Source organism: Paenibacillus sacheonensis (assembly GCF_009909195.1).
Taxonomy (GTDB): domain Bacteria; phylum Bacillota; class Bacilli; order Paenibacillales; family Paenibacillaceae; genus Paenibacillus_Z; species Paenibacillus_Z sacheonensis.
Genome location: NZ_JAAAMU010000004.1, coordinates 538693 through 554525 on the forward strand (window position 1 = coordinate 538693; position 15833 = coordinate 554525).

Below are 15833 nucleotides of genomic sequence, written 5' to 3' on the forward strand. Positions count from 1 at the left end.
TTGAACGTTGGAAAGGATGATTCAGGATGCTGCTCGCCTCATTACAAGACGTGTCGTTTGGTTACGGAGACGTCCCCTGTCTGGAACATGCGACGATCGAAATCCATACAGGAGAGTTCATTGCCGTCACGGGTCCGAACGGCGCAGCCAAGTCGACGCTGCTTAAGCTTGCGCTTGGATTACTTAAGCCTTGGCAAGGCAGTGCCGCGTTATCCGCGTGCAATCGGGAAGGAGAGAAGCTGACGATCGGTTACGTGCCGCAGCAGATCGCCTCGTTTAACAGCGGATTTCCGAGCCGAGTCGCCGAATTCGTGCGCTCGGGTCTGTACGGCCATCGGAATTGGCTCGGGAATCTGAAGCCGGAAGAGAAGGAAGCGGCAGATGAAGCGATGCGGGGAACGGGAACATGGGAGCTGCGCGATCGCAGGATCGGCGAACTGTCCGGCGGACAAAAACAGCGGATTTGCATCGCTAGATCACTAGCCATGTCCCCGGATCTATACGTGCTCGATGAGCCGACGACGGGCATGGACGCGGACAGCCGAATCCGATTCTATAGCCTCATGCGGGAACAAATCGATCGGTTCGGCAGAACGGTCGTGATCGTCACGCACAATTTATCGGAGCTGGAGTCGATGCTGGATCGGGTCGTCACGCTCGAGCGAAGAGAGGAGGGCGGATGGAAATGCTGCACTACGACTTTATGCAACGGGCATTTTGCGCCGGTGGAATCATTGCGCTGATGGCATCCGCGCTCGGCGTTTATTTGCTATTGCGAAGGCAGGCCCTAATGGCCGACATGCTCTCGCATGTGTCCCTCGCCGGTGTTGCAGCAGGCGCATGCTTGGGCTTCAATCCTACCATCGCAGGGTTCATCGCGGCCGTCATCGGCGCCATCGCCGTGGAAGTTGTCCGCAGAGCCTACAAGACCTACAGCGAGCTTTCGGTCGCGATTATCATGGTTGGCGGCCTCTCCGTAGCCATGATTCTCATGAGCTTGAACAAGACGATGAACAAGAGCTTCTCTTCGTATTTGTTCGGCTCCGTCGTCGCGGTGACCCGGACAGAGCTTATCTATATGTCCGCTGCGGCGATCGTGGGTACGGTATTCTTCCTATTCTTGCGCAGACCGCTTTATCTGATGGCATTCGACGAGGAGTCGGCCAAGACGAGCGGCGTACCCGTCCAGTGGATCTCGCTGGGCTTCAGCATCGTAACGGGAATGATCGTTGCAGCTTCCATGCCGATCGTCGGGGTGCTGCTCGTTTCCTCGCTGATCATACTGCCGGCTGCGCTCTCGATTCGGATCGCAACTAGCTTTACGTCGGCAATACTCGCGGCCATGGGAATCGGATTGATCGGAACAGGCACGGGATTAACGGCATCCTACGAGCTGAATACCCCGCCAGGGGGGACCATTGCATTGGTGCTCTTATTGTTCCTAGTGTCCGGATTAAGCCTCAAGAAGATGTTCGTATGGATCGGATCCAAGCGCGCAAGCAAAGCCAAAGCCAAACCAACCAATATGGAGGTCGCCAACACATGAAATCATTCCGGCTATCATCAATCATTCTTGTAACCTCGGGTCTAGCGCTCCTCCTTTCCGGATGCGGAAATCAAGCCGCAAGCCCGGAAGGAAAGCTGAAGGTCGTGACGACGTTCTATCCCATGTACGAATTCAGCAAGCAGGTCGCGGGCGATCATGCGGACGTGGTCGCCCTGATTCCGCCGGGCGTCGAGCCTCATGATTGGGAACCGAGCGCGAAGGATATGGCCGTACTGAAGGAAGCGAATGTCTTCGTTTACAACGGAATCGTAGAGGGCTGGGTCGACGGCGCGCTGTCGAGCAGCGCGAACGAACAGCGCATCGTCGTCGAGGCGAGCAGCGGAATAACACTCATGGAGGGCGAGGAAGAACATGAGGAAGGCGAGTCGAACCAGCATGCCGAAGCAAATGAGGGTCCCGTGGTGACTAAGGCGCATGACGAAGCGGAGGGGCATCCGCTTGACCCGCATGTATGGCTCGATCCCGTGCTGGCTCAGCAGGAAGTAAGCGCGATCGAAGCTGCGATGGAGAAGGCGGATCCGGCGAACAAAGAGGATTACAGGAAGAACGCGGAGAGCTACGTCGCGAAGCTCAAGGAGCTGGATCTCGCCTTCCGGGATGGCTTGCAAGCCGCGAAGCACAAGGAATTCGTCACCCAGCACGCAGCCTTCGGGTATTTGGCGAAGGAATACGGCTTAACTCAAATTCCGATTGCGGGATTGTCTCCCGAGCAGGAACCGTCCCCGGAAGAGATGGCGAAGGTCGTTGAATTCGCGAGAGAGCATGGGGTCAAGACGATCTTCTTCGAAACGCTTGTCGAGCCCAAAGTCGCTCGGGTCGTCGCGGACGAGATCGGCGCCGCGACGGATGTGCTTAACCCGCTCGAGGGTTTGACGGACGAAGAGAAGCAAAACAACCTGGACTATATCGGCGTCATGAAGAATAATCTTGCGGCTTTGCAGAAGGCGCTCAACGAGTAGTTCAAGAGCAGTCGGCAGCAGAATGCGGTTCCCGGCCGACGGAACGGCGGTCGCGGGCGCAGGGAGGCGGAATATTTATTTCCATAATTGAACAACCTGAGACGACGAATGTGAAATGACCAGTCTAGGGGCGATTCGCTTGATGGAGCAGGGAAAGATCTCGTCGCTGCAGTCCGCGCTATTGTTATATATGGGCATTATCTCTACCTCGCTGCTTTATCTGCCCAGCATTACGGCATCCGAGGCGCCAATCGATTTTTGGATGTCGCCGATCTTCGCGTCGGCGGCCGGATTCCTCATCGTTCTTGTCATTCACGCGCTGTCGGGGCTCTATCCGAATCGGACGTTCATGGAATACCTGCCTCGGATCATCGGCGATTTTCCCGCGAGATGCCTGGGGTTCCTTTATCTGGTCACGCTGCTGAACATGGATGGCGCGATCGTGCGCTCCTATACCGAGCTCATGCTGAATGCGTTTCTGAAGCTGACGCCGAAGAGCATCATCATCGTCACGATCGTATTCGTTTGCGCCGTCACGGTCCGCAGCGGAATTGAGGTCCTCGGCCGCTGCGCGCAATTCTTCGTGCCGCTGATCGTGCTGTCCTTATTGGTCATCGTGTTTCTGCTTCAAAGCAGCTTCGACGTGAAAGAGATCAAGCCCATTCTCGCACATGGCTTAGGCCCGCCGGCGCGCGGAGGACGTCTCGTCTCGACCTGGTTCAGCGAGTTCTTCTTCTTGTCGTTTCTCATTCCCTATACCCGGGACGCGGCGAATTCCCTCAAGTGGAGTTCCTTCTCCGTCATCGCCGTGCTCGTCACGATGGTCGGCATGAATCTCAGCATTCTCTTCCTCTTGGGAGAGGACAGCGCACGCTATTTGTATCCGATCCTGATCGCGGCGCGCTACATCAGCGTGTCCGATTTTATCGAGAACATGGAGTCGCTCATCGTCGTCATGTGGGTAGTGGGATTGTTTATTAAAATCTCGCTGTTTTATTACGTCACGGCGGTCTTCGCCGCCCAGTGGATGAAATTATCCGATTACCGGCCGATCGTGTTTCCGACGGGGCTGCTTATTTTCGCCTTTGCAATCTGGGGACTGCCGAATTTGATGTCGCTTGTCGCACGCAGCAGCGACGGAGGGGACTTGAACGATCTGATGTTTCGTCTCGTATTGCCCGTCCTGCTGCTGGCCATCGCGTGGCTTCGGACGCGGCTTGGCGGAGCGGGAGGCGGGAAAGAAGCATGAATCAACCAGGAACGGATTCGTTACCGGACCAGTTGGACGTTTGCATCAAGCAATTTTCCAGCGCCTTCGATCACTGCTTCGATTTCGTGATTCGCCGTTTCGCACTGCCGCCGGGGAAAGAGGCCGCCTTGCTCTACCTGGAAGGCATCGTCGATACGACGATGCTGGTCCGCTACGTGGTCGAACCGTTGGCGACCGCTTCCGAACCGTTTCATTCCATGGCCGATGTCCATCATCGCATGGCCGTGCCCAATATGGAGCGGTTCCATGCCTTCCAGGATGCGGCCATGGGCATGTCCGCCGGCAAGGCCGTGCTCCTGCTGGACGGAGAGAGCGAAGCGCTGGCCTTCGAATTCTGCTCTTGGGAGAAAAGGAACATCGAAGAGCCTACCTCGGAGACCGTCGTGCGCGGGCCGCGAGAAGGCTTCGTGGAGAACGTGGCGACGAATACGTCCTTGCTGCGGCGTAAGCTTCGCCATCCCGATTTGAAGATGGAGCGGATGACGATCGGAAGATATTCGCAGACCGAAGTGGTCATTTCCTACATTCAAGGCATCATTGAACCTCACTTGGTCGAGGAGATGCAGACGCGCCTGCAGCGGATCGATGTGGACGGCATCCTGGAGAGCGCCTATATCGAGGAACTGATCGAGGACAATCCGTATTCGCCGTTTCCCCAGGTCGGGTCGACGGAGCGGCCGGATACCGTGGCTGCCGCCCTGCTGGAAGGGCGCATAGCGGTGTTCGTCGGCGGTACGCCGTTCGTTCTCCTGGCACCGAATACGTTCGCCATGTTCATGCAGGCCTCGGAGGATTATTACCAGCGCTATTATATTGCCTCGGCCGTTCGTATGCTTCGCTATTTGTTCACGTTGATCGCGCTGCTTGCTCCGTCCATTTACGTAGCCGTGCTGTCGTATCACCAGGAGATGATCCCAAGCAAGCTGATCCTCTCCATGTCGCAATCCAGGGAATCGATTCCGTTTCCGGCGTTCGTCGAAGCGCTCTTGATGGAAATCACCTTCGAAGCGCTTCGCGAAGCCGGAGTGCGGCTGCCCAAACAGGTCGGCGCGGCCGTCAGCATCGTCGGCGCGCTCGTCATCGGGCAAGCCGCGATCGCCGCGGGTCTCGTATCGGCGCCGATGGTCATGGTCGTCGCCATTACGGGCATCGCTTCCTTCTTGATCCCGCACTATCCGGCAGGCATTTCGATTCGCTTGCTTCGGTTTCCGATTATCTGCCTTGCGGGGCTGCTGGGCTTGCTCGGCGTCATGCTGAGCATTATCCTCATCATCGTGCATTTGACGGGCCTGCGCTCGTTCGGCGCGCCGTACTTGATGCCGCTCGCTCCCTTTCGCCTGGAGGGCTTCAAGGATCTCTTCGTCCGCGCTCCGCGCTGGCTGCTGACGGAGAGGCCGAGACTGACCGGGCAACGGAATGCCCGGCGTCAAGGAACTCCCCAGAAGCCGGGACCGCGCAATAAAGGCGGACTACCATGATGCGCGCCAGTGTGAACCGGGCAGGATGGAGGAGCGGCGCGTACCGATCATTCCTCGCGGCACTGCCTCTAGTGCTGCTGTTAACCGGCTGCTGGGACAGGCGGGAGGTCAATGATTTGGCAGTCGTGTCGGCAATCGGCCTGGATACGGATCCGAACTCGAGAGGGATCGTCATCTCGGCACAGATTTTCGTCCCCACGCCGCCGTCCTCCACGATCGGGGGCGCGCAAGGGGGCGGACAGATGAACAGCAACGTGGTCGTGGCCGCGCCGGGCATGGATATCGCCGATGCCTCGCAGAAGCTGCAGGAGAAGCTGTCCCGTCAATTATTCTGGGGTCATACCAAAATCATCGTGTTCGGCGAGAAGCTGGCGAGACGAGGGATTAACGATATGATCGATTATTTGGGCCGGCATCCGGGACCGCGCGAGCGAGCGCTCGTCTTCGTCAGCGAAGGGAAGGCTGCGGAGAAGCTCGGCCTCGGTCCGCTGATTGAATCCAGCTCGTCGGAAAATTTGCGCGAGATGGCGATCCTGCGTACGGGTTTGCACGTTACGCTTCTCAAGCTGGAGCGGGAGAGTAGCAGGAAAGAGGCCATCGCGCTGCCTTTGGTCAAATCGTTCGAAACCATAGGGAAAGTGCAGACGAGCGTATTTCCGCAAGGCTCGGCCATTCTCAAGAAAGGGAAGATGGTCGGTCGAATTGACGATTCCGAGACCCGCGGACTCATGTGGGCGACGAACGCGATCCGGAACGGAACGCTGACGATCCATCTGGACAAGCCCGGCGAGATGGTGTCGGTCAGCCTGTACCAATGCAAAAGCGAGCTGATACCGTCCATTCGCGGCGATGAATGGGGGATTCGAATCCGAGCATCCGCCGAGGGGAACGTCGTCGAGAATATCTCGAGCCTGGACATGATGGACGAGAAAACGATCCTGATGCTGGAGAAAAAGTTCGAGGCGGCCATACGCAAGCGGATTCAATCCGTGCTGAATCCCCTCCAGAAGCAATGGAAAGCGGACGCCGCCGGGTTCGGCCAAGCGTTTCACCGCAAATATCCCAAGCCGTACGAGCAAGCCGCCGCGGATTGGGATGAGCGGTACGCGCAGGTGCGCGTATCGTATGACGTCCATCTGCTGATATCCCGATCCGGTTTTACCGACAAGAGTTTATCCCGTTAATTCGAGGAAGACGGAGGCGAGCCGCCGATGGCATACATGTTGGGAGTCAGCCTGCTGACGCTGCTGGTCGTCCTATACGATTGGCCGCGAATCCAAAAAAATCAAGTCAAGGAACGAGCTGTTTTCACAACGCTGACGCTGCTGGGCTGGCTGATCCTGCTGCTGGTCAAGCTGTTTCCGAATATGCCGGGTACGACGCAGCTCATAACCGCGATCTACAAGCCGCTCTCCGCCATGCTGAATTAACGGGCTTTCGGGAACGGTTCGTCAGACCCGCCGGACGACCCGTAAGAAAACTCGCAGATAGAGCCGTCAGAACACCCGCCGGAAGAACAGGCCGTCTTCACGCAGCTCATGTTGCGGAAGGCGGTCTTTGCCGTGAATCTTGACCGTGTCCGAAGAGCGGGATCGGGTGATGGTCCGCTTGGACAATGAAGGCCCGCATATACGCGAAGGTCAGCTCAGCGAATACGCCGAGCGGCGTCGCCTTTTACTTCACGCTCTCCAAACCGGCATCGGACTCGGGAAAGCGGCAATCGTAAATATAAAAAACCCTGAGCGCAGCGCAGCTAATTATTCTGCGATATGTCCAGGGTCGCGGGAAGAGCATTTATCCATTGCCGACGACGCCAAAATATTCACGCGTTTGTTTGCGCGACTCGGGGGTGAGCACGCGATCAAGCTCTTCGTTCAACCAAGTCAGCGACTTCTTGCGCAGCACGTTGCGCATACTCTCTTCTGCTTCGAGCATCGCCATGTTAATCGTGCAGGGTGAAGCGAGCGCGCATCGGGCATACTCTTCATCTCGGCAGAGATAGCTGTTATTTTTAATGTTTTTGCATTGGAAGATAGGCGTGGCCCCTTCAACGGCTTCAACCACGTCCCAGAACGAGATGTCTGCCGGAAGCTTGGCTAATTTGTAGCCGCCTTTCACGCCGGGAATCGAGCTGACGATGCCGGCTTTCGTTAATTTGCCGAATATCTTCGACAGGTACGTCTCCGAGATCCCTTGAAACGCGGAAAGCTCCTTGATCCCGATCGCGGCATCCGATGGAATATCGATTAAATAAACTAAGCAATGCAGGGCATATTCAACGCCGATACTATACTGCACGCAGACACCTGCTTCCTAAGATAAAGGGTTGTTAGTAATCATCTTAGGTGGATTTAAAATCCTTGTCAAATTGAAGGAAGCGGGCTTTTCCAGCATTCGGGCGCCTGCCGGGTGGTTGACAGCCGTCCGTGAAAAGACTATATTGTAGACAAGATCAATCGACGATTATAGTTATCGGCGTTATGAATGGGACCTATAATAATTATTGGAGGAGATTACGATGGAAGTTCGATTCAATCATATGCAGGTAAGTCCAGGCGCGATGCAAGCGATGTTGAAGCTGGAAGGGTTTATTAAAACAAGCGGGCTGGATGCCAATCTCTATGAACTCATCAAGATCCGGTCGTCGCAAATTAACGGCTGCGCGTTTTGTTTGAACGTGCACACGAAGGACGCGCGCAAGCTCGGCGAATCGGAGCAGCGGATCTATTTGCTTAACGCTTGGCGGGAAGCGCCGTTCTATACCGACAAAGAACGCGTGGTACTGGAGCTTACGGAAGCCGTAACCCGGATTTCCGAACAAGGCGTGCCGCAGGAATTGTACGATCGCGTTCGGGCGCACGTGGACGAAGTCGAATATGTCGCGATTATCATGGCCATCAATACCATTAACGCCTGGAACCGAATCGCCATTTCCACGGGCATGTTCCCCAACCAGGACTAAAGAGAGGCAAAGGCAAAATGAGCTACGACATTCTTCTATTCGATCTCGACGATACGCTGCTGGACTTCGGCGCGAATGAAGCGGCTTCGTTAAACAAGCTGTTCGAGCAGCAAGGCTATACGTTCACGGAGGAGATATTCAGCCACTATAATACCGTCAACAAACGACTGTGGGCCGATTACGAGAAAGGGACGATCGTCCTGGACGAGGTGCTGAATGCCAGATTCGCAGCGACCATGCTGAGACTGGGACAAACCGTGGATGGCATTGCGTGGGAGAATTCGTATCGAGAGCTGTTGGGGAGCGGAGAACAGCTGCCGATCGAGGGAGCGATGGAAGTCGTACGGCGCCTATCCGCATCCCATCGGCTGTTCGTAATCACGAACGGGATTACCGATACGCAGATCAAGCGGCTGAAGCAGTCCGGCTTGCATGATTTTTTTGAAGATATCTTCGATTCGCAAAGCATCGGGTATCAGAAGCCGTCGCCGCATTTCTTCGACTACGTGACGAGCCATATTCCGGAATTCAGTCGGAACGCGGCGCTGATTATCGGGGACTCCTTAACGACGGATATCCAAGGCGGCCTGCTCTCCGGAATCGATACCTGCTGGGTGAACAGAGATTCGCGGCCGGGTTCGGATGACATACCAAGCACCTATACGATTCGCAGCTTAACGGAGCTGTTCGGGATCTGCGCCAAATAGCCGGAACATGACGTCTTCGTGCAACCATCCGGATCAAGAATGGTTTTTATTTGCCCGTACAAAACGACTATAGTCATTCTTTCACTTGTCGGCCTACGGCTTTGTATGGCTTAATATAGATGTCGGGCCGACGAAATACACGTGAAAGGAGCTGATCCAGTTGATCAAACACACAGAGGTGATTTCCGCCTAAAGCGGAAATCGTCATAACGTGGAGGGAGGCCTTAGGGCCTCCCTTTTATCACATGGAATGGATGACGGATTAAACCGTTTTCATTTATACTAGACCTGTAAATGCAATGCAGCCGCATGAAGGTTTTTTCAAATTGATGAGAGGGGGCGTTAACGTGAACATAACGATTGCGAAAGCCGATGTCCTGGCCGAAACGATTAAGGAGGTTTACGTTGAACTACAAAAATGGAAAAGATGTGCTTCCCCCTAGACTCTTGGAAGAGCTTCAGCGCTACATTCAAGGCGAACTGCTCTATATCCCGAAACCGCAGAGCGAGCGCGCCGCTTGGGGCGAGAAGAGCGGATCGCGCGTCATGATCAAGCGCCGCAACGAGGAGATTTTCCGGCATCACCTGAACGGAAGCACCGTGCAGGAGCTCGAACGGCAGTATCATTTGTCCGGGGAGAGCATTCGGAAAATTATCGTGAAGCTGCGGAGCTTGACGGCGTTCCCGTTAACGGAACGAGACGCCATTGCCGAGCCGACCCGCTACGAAGCGGTTCAGGCAGGTCAACATTGAGCGATGCCCGTCTTGAGCCGCAATGACGAGAGACGACAATATAACGGAATAACGATCAAGAGCAGGCGCTGCTAGCGGCCTGCTCTTGATCGTTATTGCGGACGGAAAACAGAGGAAAAGGACATAAGAAGAGGACATAGGAAGAGGGCATAAGAAGAAGACAAAGGAACACCGGCGATCAATGAGTTGCTTTGCTCGTCTTCGCTTTCTTCTGGATCAGGATCGTCAGGCTGACAAGGGTCACGAAGATCGTCGCTCCCATATCCGACAAAATAGCGACCCATAATGTCAACCACCCGGGTATCGTAAGCAGTAGGGCAAGCAGCTTCAGCCCCATCGCGACGCAGATGTTGAAGCGAATGACATGATTGACCCGCCGGGCTACCCGGATCGCATCGGGCAATTTGCCAAGATGATCCTGCATCAGGACCACATCCGCGGTTTCGATGGCGCTGTCCGTTCCTTTCCCCATGGCGATGCCGATCTGAGCGGAAGCGAGAGCAGGCGCATCGTTGATGCCGTCGCCGATCATGCCAACCGTGCCTTGTTTCGCTAGCTCCTTCACTTTGGCGACCTTATCTTCCGGAAGAAGGTCCCCGAAATATGCCGTAACGCCAACCGCGGCAGCTACTTTCTCGGCCGTCTTCCGATGATCGCCCGTTAGCATGACGGTCTGACGGATTCCGTTTCGATGCAGGGCAGCGATAACGGATTTGCTCTCCTCGCGGATCTCGTCGGATAGTCCGAACATCCCCAGCACTTCTGTGCTGCTTGCCACAAGAACCAAGGTAAGACCCTTTTCTTTTAACGCTTCGATCACGGCCTTCACGTCGGCCGGGATGGATAGATGCTCCATGCTGGATTCGTTGCCGAGCCAGTATTTATTTCCTTGATAGCCGGCGACAATGCCCTGGCCGGATACGGCTTCGATATGGTCCGCTTCGTCGAAGCCGATATTGGAAGCCGCGACGTACTTCATGATCGCTTTCGCTAGAGGGTGGGAAGAGGTTTTCTCGATGGCGCCCGCAACGGCCAAGAACCTGGTTTCATCGTAGACGATCGTTTCCTCGACATACGGTTCGCCTTTCGTTAAGGTACCGGTTTTATCGAAAGCCAACGTATCCAATTTGCCTAACTGCTCGAGGAACACGCCGCCCTTCACCAATATTCCGTTACGCGCATTGCGGGTAATCCCGGCAACGATGGCGATCGGAGAAGATAAGATCAGCGCGCAGGGACATCCGACGATAAGCACGGCTAATCCTTGATATAACCAATCGGACCAATCGCCTCCGAAGAGAAGAGGGGGGACGACGATAACCAAACCGGCTATGATCATGATCAGCGGCGTGTAATATCGGGCGAACTTGTTAATGAATAGTTCCGTCGGCGTCTTGGTTTCCTGCGCTTCTTCCACGAGATGAAGAATCTTGGCCAAGGATGAATCCTGGTAAGCTTTATCGATCCGAATCCGCAAGAGGCCTTCATTATTGATGCTGCCTCCGAATACGGGCTCGCCTTCGGCTTTGTCGACGGGAAGCGATTCCCCTGTAATCGCGGCTTCGTTAACCGAACTGCGGCCGGAGACGACCGTGCCGTCGGATGGGATTTTCTCTCCCGGTTTCACGACGACGATATTGCCCGCGGCAAGCGTCCCGATTGGAACGACCTTTTCAATGCCGTCCACGAGGATAGCGGCTTCTTTCGGAGCGACCTGGAGCAGCGTTTCCATGGAACGGCGCGCTTTCTCCATGCCCAGACCTTCGAGCAGCTCGTTGATGCCGAATAGAATGGCAACCAAGGTGGCTTCTTTCCATTCGCCGATCGCGACGGCGCCGGCAAGCGCGATGGTCATCAACGTGTCGATGTTGAATTTCAGCTTCAAGAGATTCTTGAGGCCCTTGAAGAAGGTCGTATAGCCGCTCAAAGCGATCGCAATCAGGTAAAGCAGAATAACGGCGGCGCCTGCCGCGTGGCCGTCCGTCAAAATGGCGGCGAAGTAAAACACAGCCGAAACGGCAAGGTAGCCAATGATTTTCTTGTTCCCTTGGCTATGATCATGATCGTGGCCGTGGCCGTGGCCGTGATCATGGCCGTGATGATGGTCATGGGCATGGTCATGTCCACTGCCGGCATGATGTTCATGCCCGGTATGCGAATCGATGTTCGGAGTCTCGATATAGGCGCGTTCGGATTTGAGAATACGCTTCACTTGATCCAACGAGACGCGTTCATCGATGGTTAACTTACCGCTGTTGAAGCTAAGCGCTGCTGATTCCCCGTGCTCTAATCGACGGATCTCTTGCTCAAGCTCTTGCGCGCAATTCCCGCAGGAGAGACCTTTAACGCGATATTCGATCATCCACGATCAACCTCCGCTAACATATGAATACTTGCTCATATAATAAAGTTATTGCATGTGAAAGTCAATCCATTAATGAGCAGCTGTTCATATGTTATCTTATGATGGAAACGCATGTCGTTGCGAGGTAGAGCAGCCTAAATCGTAAGCTTTTCGAAAAGCGATTATCTTGCTATACTTATTGAAAAATGATCCGTGCAAAAGGTGATGTAGGATGGAAATGGAAAAACAAATCATGGACATGTGCGACAATACTTGCGACGGTACAGAGACGGATTTGTCCACGGTGAAGCAACAGATGGTCGATGAGCATTCCGCCTACGAATTAGCCGAGCTATTCAAAGCATTGAGCGACCCCACGCGCGTTAAATTGATCGGCGCCTTATTGGTCAACGAATTATGCGTGCATGACCTCTCCGTGCTGCTCGAAATGGGACAGTCCGCCATCTCGCATCAGTTAAGATACTTAAGAAATTTAAGAATCGTGAAACGCAGGAAGTCGGGGAAGACGGTCTATTACTCGCTTGACGATTCGCATATCGAACAGATCTTTGTCCTGACCTTGCAGCATCTGAAGCACGAATAGCGAAGCGGTCGATTAACGGCTGTGCGGAGACACCTCCTGGAGGTGTCTTTTTTGCTGCAGTTTTTCTCATGGAGTTAAGCAGCTGTCGGGACGCCATTGCAGCGAAGAGGATTATTCGGCGCAGACGGAGAAGTAGAGTGAATTCTACGATAAAGGATTGTGATAGCCGAAATGAATCAAATCGGAGCGATTATCGAGCAGGGTCCGCAGCATTGGGCGATTATTCAGCAAACCGACGGTCTCGGGAGCCTCTCGTTGTCCGGGATCTGGGCGATCGGAGAGGAAGAGTCATGTAACGCCGCTCAGGTATACGCTCGTATCGTGAACGAAGAGGATGCCAGAGAGGTCGTAGCCTGGCAGCCGGCAGCGATGTTAGCCGAGCAGAGATGGGAACTCTCGTTAGGCGCGATCCCGCAGGGAGGGCTCTACCGGCTGGAAACCTGTTTGCAGCTTGATCATCATCCTGCCATGGAATGGGCCGTGCGCGGCGACATGATCCATCATCTCGGCATTGGCGATCTGTGGGTCATAGCCGGGCAAAGCAACGCGGCCGGTTATGGAAAAGGTCCGTTCCGGGACGCGCCTCAGCTAGGCATTCACCTGCTCCGCAACAACGGACGGTGGGACCTGGCCTCGCATCCGTTTAACGAATCGACGGCTTCGATCCATTTCGAGAATCGGGAACGGGCGAATCCCGGCCATTCTCCATTCCTGGCATTCGGCAAACTGGTGCAGCAGGAGGTTGGCATCCCGATCGGCTTGGTGCAGACGGCCTTGGGCGGTTCTCCGTTGAAAGCCTGGAATCCGGACGAGGACGGCGTTCTGCATCGCAATATGATGAAGAGCATCGCAGCCGTCGGGGGGAAGGTGCGCGGGATTCTCTGGTATCAGGGCTGCTCGGATTGCTCGCCCGCGGATTCGGCAAGCTACCTGGAGCGATTCGGGAATACCGTACGATACTGGCGCCGCGAGTTGAACGACGAGAGCCTGCCCGTCCTCACGGTGCAGCTTAACCGGTGTACGGATATGGCAGCGGAAGAAGCCGATCGATCGTGGGGACGCTTGCGGGAAGCGCAGCGCCAAGCAGCGCTTGCTTTGCCTCGCGTTTATGTCGTACCTGCGTTGGATTGTCCGTTATCCGATGCGATTCATAACAGTCCCGCAGGGAATATGATCATCGGGGAGAGAATGGGCAAGACGGCATTAGCGCACGTCTACAAGCAGCCAAGCATACATTCGGAGGCTCCATCGCTCCGTTCTGCCGTTTCCATGATGAAGGATGGTCTGCCAAGCATACGCTTGCAATTCAGTAACGTCGCCGGCTATTTGTTGGCTATCGGGCCGATTGCTACAGTGTTCGCGGTCGAGGACGCAAACGGCGAGATTGGCATCAGCAGCTGGCAAATCACCGGACGCAGCGAAATCACCTTGACCTTGTCCAGATTCGCGGAGGGAGAAACGGTCGTCCACGGGGCTTACCAGATGAATCCCGCGAGTCACCTGCCCCTCGATTCCGCGACGTACATGCCCATCCTTTCTTTCTATGGCCAGCGAGTGCTGCTGTGACGCAAACGATGGACGAACCGGGACTGTGAAAACAGTCCTTTTTTCTATTGTCAGGGCATTTGAAGAAGCGTGGAAGGGGGAGTATCCGCAATGATGAGTTTGACCCAGTAGATAACGATTTGCTGCGCGAACGGATGGACGGGTGAGTTCAAGCCGTTTGTGCATAATACGGAGAGCGCGACAACAGAATTGATCCTGCCCGTGTCACAAAACGAATGCCTGTCTCGTTCTATATCCGAAGCGCTGATAACGCTGGAGCCATCACACAAATCTTACGGAAGAGAGAGGGATATACGATGACACAACGAGTAAATTACATGCAGCAATCGCCGGAGTTCGTGAAGAAGCTTATGGGGCTGAGCGGTGCCGAGAACGACAGCGCGATCGAACAGAGCATCCGCGATCTGATTCACATCCGTGCATCGCAGTTGAACGGCTGCGGGTTCTGCCTGGATATGCATATGAAGGAAGCGAAGATCCACGGCGAGCGCGAGCTTCGTCTCTATCACCTCTCGATCTGGCGGGAATCGTCGCTGTTCACCCCGCGTGAACGCGCGGCGCTGGCGTGGACCGAGATTCTGACCAAGCTGCCCGAGCACGGCGTGCCGGACGACGTGTACAACCGCGTTCGCGAGCAATTGTCGGAGAAAGAGCTATCCGACCTGACCTTCTCGATCATGGCGATCAACGCCTGGAACCGTATCAGCATCGGCTTCAAGAGCGAACCGGGTTCGGCCGACGCGGCATTCGGTTTGACCAAGGCAGGTTTGAGCTAACCAGTAGAACCCAATAGAATGAACAGCGCCCGTGTCACGGAAACGCAGGCTGCGTCGTTCTATATTCGAAATGCCGAACGTACAGGAAACCCCATGAACGAAACCATAAAACGGAGGTAATCGATAATGACACAACGCATTAATTACATGCAGCAATCGCCGGAGTTCGTGAAGAAGCTTATGGAGCTGAGCGGTGCCGAGAACGACAGCGCGATCGAACAGAGCATCCGCGATCTGATTCACATCCGTGCCTCGCAGTTGAACGGCTGCGGGTTCTGCCTGGATATGCATATGAAGGAAGCGAAGATCCACGGCGAGCGCGAGCTTCGTCTCTATCACCTCTCGATCTGGCGGGAATCGTCGCTGTTCACCCCGCGTGAACGCGCGGCGCTGGCATGGACCGAAATTCTGACCAAGCTGCCCGAGCACGGCGTGCCGGACGACGTGTACAACCGCGTTCGCGAGCAATTGTCGGAGAAAGAGCTATCCGACCTGACTTTCTCGATCATGGCGATCAACGCCTGGAACCGTATCAGCATCGGCTTCAAGAGCGAACCGGGCTCGGCCGACGCGGCATTCGGTTTGACCAAGGCAGGTTTGAGCTAACAGACTGCACGGCGGTGAGAAGCCGCGCATGTTCTGACTAGCATGCATCAGAGAAGAGACAAATAAAGGGAATAGAAAAGGAGCTGCGGCGGCGAGGCCGCTGAAGAACTTAAGTTTTTTATGGAATATGGATCAATGACAAATAAAAGGCGGCTTTCAATCCGTTAGTTGGATTGAAAGCCGCCCTTTTCATGTTCCATCCTTCACATTCTTAGTCCGTTAGTTTCAAGATCCGTTTCAA

General features: G+C 55.0%; 16 protein-coding genes. 14 read left to right on the forward strand and 2 right to left on the reverse strand.

What is annotated here, in order from left to right; all coding sequences use genetic code 11:
• Positions 1-26: 26 nt before the first annotated feature.
• The 7 genes from GT003_RS10535 to GT003_RS10565 all read left to right on the forward strand — a co-directional run bounded on the left by GT003_RS10535 (position 27) and on the right by GT003_RS10565 (position 6704).
• The gene (locus GT003_RS10535) at positions 27-743 is read left to right on the forward strand and encodes a metal ABC transporter ATP-binding protein (RefSeq protein ID WP_161697219.1); all 717 of its coding nucleotides are present in this window, start codon (positions 27-29) and stop codon (positions 741-743) included.
• Entirely contained in the window at positions 680-1546 is an 867-nt protein-coding gene (locus GT003_RS10540) for a metal ABC transporter permease (protein WP_161697221.1), read from the forward strand. Before GT003_RS10535 ends, GT003_RS10540 begins: the two co-directional genes overlap by 64 nt.
• On the forward strand, positions 1543-2526 hold the full coding sequence (locus GT003_RS10545; RefSeq protein WP_161697223.1) for a metal ABC transporter substrate-binding protein: 984 nt from the start codon (positions 1543-1545) through the stop codon (positions 2524-2526). Before GT003_RS10540 ends, GT003_RS10545 begins: the two co-directional genes overlap by 4 nt.
• 142 nt (positions 2527-2668) lie before the next feature.
• Positions 2669-3775, forward strand: a complete 1107-nt coding sequence (locus GT003_RS10550; protein ID WP_239565767.1) for a GerAB/ArcD/ProY family transporter — start codon at positions 2669-2671, stop codon at positions 3773-3775.
• Positions 3772-5274: a spore germination protein gene (locus tag GT003_RS10555; RefSeq protein ID WP_161697227.1), complete on the forward strand. Its 1503-nt coding sequence runs from the start codon at positions 3772-3774 to the stop codon at positions 5272-5274. Before GT003_RS10550 ends, GT003_RS10555 begins: the two co-directional genes overlap by 4 nt.
• Entirely contained in the window at positions 5271-6458 is a 1188-nt protein-coding gene (locus GT003_RS10560; protein ID WP_161697229.1) for a Ger(x)C family spore germination protein, read from the forward strand. Before GT003_RS10555 ends, GT003_RS10560 begins: the two co-directional genes overlap by 4 nt.
• 27 nt (positions 6459-6485) lie before the next feature.
• The gene (locus tag GT003_RS10565; RefSeq protein ID WP_161697231.1) at positions 6486-6704 is read left to right on the forward strand and encodes a hypothetical protein; all 219 of its coding nucleotides are present in this window, start codon (positions 6486-6488) and stop codon (positions 6702-6704) included.
• A gap of 364 nt (positions 6705-7068) precedes the next feature.
• Here the strand turns inward: GT003_RS10565 and GT003_RS10570 are convergent, their stop codons facing one another.
• Entirely contained in the window at positions 7069-7572 is a 504-nt protein-coding gene (locus GT003_RS10570) for an Rrf2 family transcriptional regulator (RefSeq protein WP_161697233.1), read from the reverse strand.
• 220 nt (positions 7573-7792) lie between these two features.
• Between GT003_RS10570 and GT003_RS10575 the strand changes: the two genes are divergently transcribed.
• The 3 genes from GT003_RS10575 to GT003_RS10585 all read left to right on the forward strand — a co-directional run bounded on the left by GT003_RS10575 (position 7793) and on the right by GT003_RS10585 (position 9696).
• Positions 7793-8236 (forward strand): carboxymuconolactone decarboxylase family protein, encoded by a 444-nt coding sequence (locus GT003_RS10575; protein WP_161697235.1) that lies wholly within the window; start codon positions 7793-7795, stop codon positions 8234-8236.
• Positions 8237-8253: 17 nt separating this feature from the next.
• On the forward strand, positions 8254-8943 hold the full coding sequence (locus GT003_RS10580) for a YjjG family noncanonical pyrimidine nucleotidase (RefSeq protein ID WP_161697237.1): 690 nt from the start codon (positions 8254-8256) through the stop codon (positions 8941-8943).
• A gap of 405 nt (positions 8944-9348) precedes the next feature.
• Complete coding sequence (locus GT003_RS10585; protein ID WP_161697239.1) at positions 9349-9696, forward strand: CD3324 family protein; 348 nt, start codon at positions 9349-9351, stop codon at positions 9694-9696.
• Positions 9697-9874: 178 nt separating this feature from the next.
• On the opposite strand, the gene GT003_RS10590 is transcribed toward GT003_RS10585, so the two are convergent.
• Positions 9875-12058 (reverse strand): heavy metal translocating P-type ATPase, encoded by a 2184-nt coding sequence (locus tag GT003_RS10590; RefSeq protein ID WP_161697241.1) that lies wholly within the window; start codon positions 12056-12058, stop codon positions 9875-9877.
• 220 nt (positions 12059-12278) lie between these two features.
• On the opposite strand from GT003_RS10590, the gene GT003_RS10595 reads away from it, so the two are divergent.
• The 4 genes from GT003_RS10595 to GT003_RS10610 all read left to right on the forward strand — a co-directional run bounded on the left by GT003_RS10595 (position 12279) and on the right by GT003_RS10610 (position 15592).
• A complete protein-coding gene (locus GT003_RS10595) occupies positions 12279-12644 on the forward strand; it encodes an ArsR/SmtB family transcription factor (protein WP_161697343.1) in 366 nt (121 codons plus the stop codon).
• A gap of 171 nt (positions 12645-12815) precedes the next feature.
• On the forward strand, positions 12816-14210 hold the full coding sequence (locus GT003_RS10600; RefSeq protein ID WP_161697243.1) for a sialate O-acetylesterase: 1395 nt from the start codon (positions 12816-12818) through the stop codon (positions 14208-14210).
• Positions 14211-14506: 296 nt separating this feature from the next.
• The gene (locus GT003_RS10605; RefSeq protein WP_161697245.1) at positions 14507-14986 is read left to right on the forward strand and encodes a carboxymuconolactone decarboxylase family protein; all 480 of its coding nucleotides are present in this window, start codon (positions 14507-14509) and stop codon (positions 14984-14986) included.
• 126 nt (positions 14987-15112) lie between these two features.
• The gene (locus GT003_RS10610) at positions 15113-15592 is read left to right on the forward strand and encodes a carboxymuconolactone decarboxylase family protein (protein ID WP_161697247.1); all 480 of its coding nucleotides are present in this window, start codon (positions 15113-15115) and stop codon (positions 15590-15592) included.
• The last annotated feature ends 241 nt before the right edge of the window (positions 15593-15833 follow it).

Bases quoted from the DNA above. Each gene is read 5' to 3' on its own strand.
- GT003_RS10560 (WP_161697229.1), top strand. From the start codon at position 5,271: ATGATGCGCGCCAGTGTGAACCGGGCAGGATGGAGGAGCGGCGCGTAC.
- GT003_RS10595 (WP_161697343.1), top strand. From the start codon at position 12,279: ATGGAAAAACAAATCATGGACATGTGCGACAATACTTGCGACGGTACA.
- GT003_RS10575 (WP_161697235.1), top strand. From the start codon at position 7,793: ATGGAAGTTCGATTCAATCATATGCAGGTAAGTCCAGGCGCGATGCAA.
- GT003_RS10565 (WP_161697231.1), top strand. From the start codon at position 6,486: ATGGCATACATGTTGGGAGTCAGCCTGCTGACGCTGCTGGTCGTCCTA.
- GT003_RS10590 (WP_161697241.1), bottom strand. From the start codon at position 12,058: ATGATCGAATATCGCGTTAAAGGTCTCTCCTGCGGGAATTGCGCGCAA.
- GT003_RS10555 (WP_161697227.1), top strand. From the start codon at position 3,772: ATGAATCAACCAGGAACGGATTCGTTACCGGACCAGTTGGACGTTTGC.
- GT003_RS10600 (WP_161697243.1), top strand. From the start codon at position 12,816: ATGAATCAAATCGGAGCGATTATCGAGCAGGGTCCGCAGCATTGGGCG.
- GT003_RS10540 (WP_161697221.1), top strand. From the start codon at position 680: ATGGAAATGCTGCACTACGACTTTATGCAACGGGCATTTTGCGCCGGT.
- GT003_RS10580 (WP_161697237.1), top strand. From the start codon at position 8,254: ATGAGCTACGACATTCTTCTATTCGATCTCGACGATACGCTGCTGGAC.
- GT003_RS10550 (WP_239565767.1), top strand. From the start codon at position 2,669: ATGGAGCAGGGAAAGATCTCGTCGCTGCAGTCCGCGCTATTGTTATAT.
- GT003_RS10610 (WP_161697247.1), top strand. From the start codon at position 15,113: ATGACACAACGCATTAATTACATGCAGCAATCGCCGGAGTTCGTGAAG.
- GT003_RS10605 (WP_161697245.1), top strand. From the start codon at position 14,507: ATGACACAACGAGTAAATTACATGCAGCAATCGCCGGAGTTCGTGAAG.
- GT003_RS10535 (WP_161697219.1), top strand. From the start codon at position 27: ATGCTGCTCGCCTCATTACAAGACGTGTCGTTTGGTTACGGAGACGTC.
- GT003_RS10545 (WP_161697223.1), top strand. From the start codon at position 1,543: ATGAAATCATTCCGGCTATCATCAATCATTCTTGTAACCTCGGGTCTA.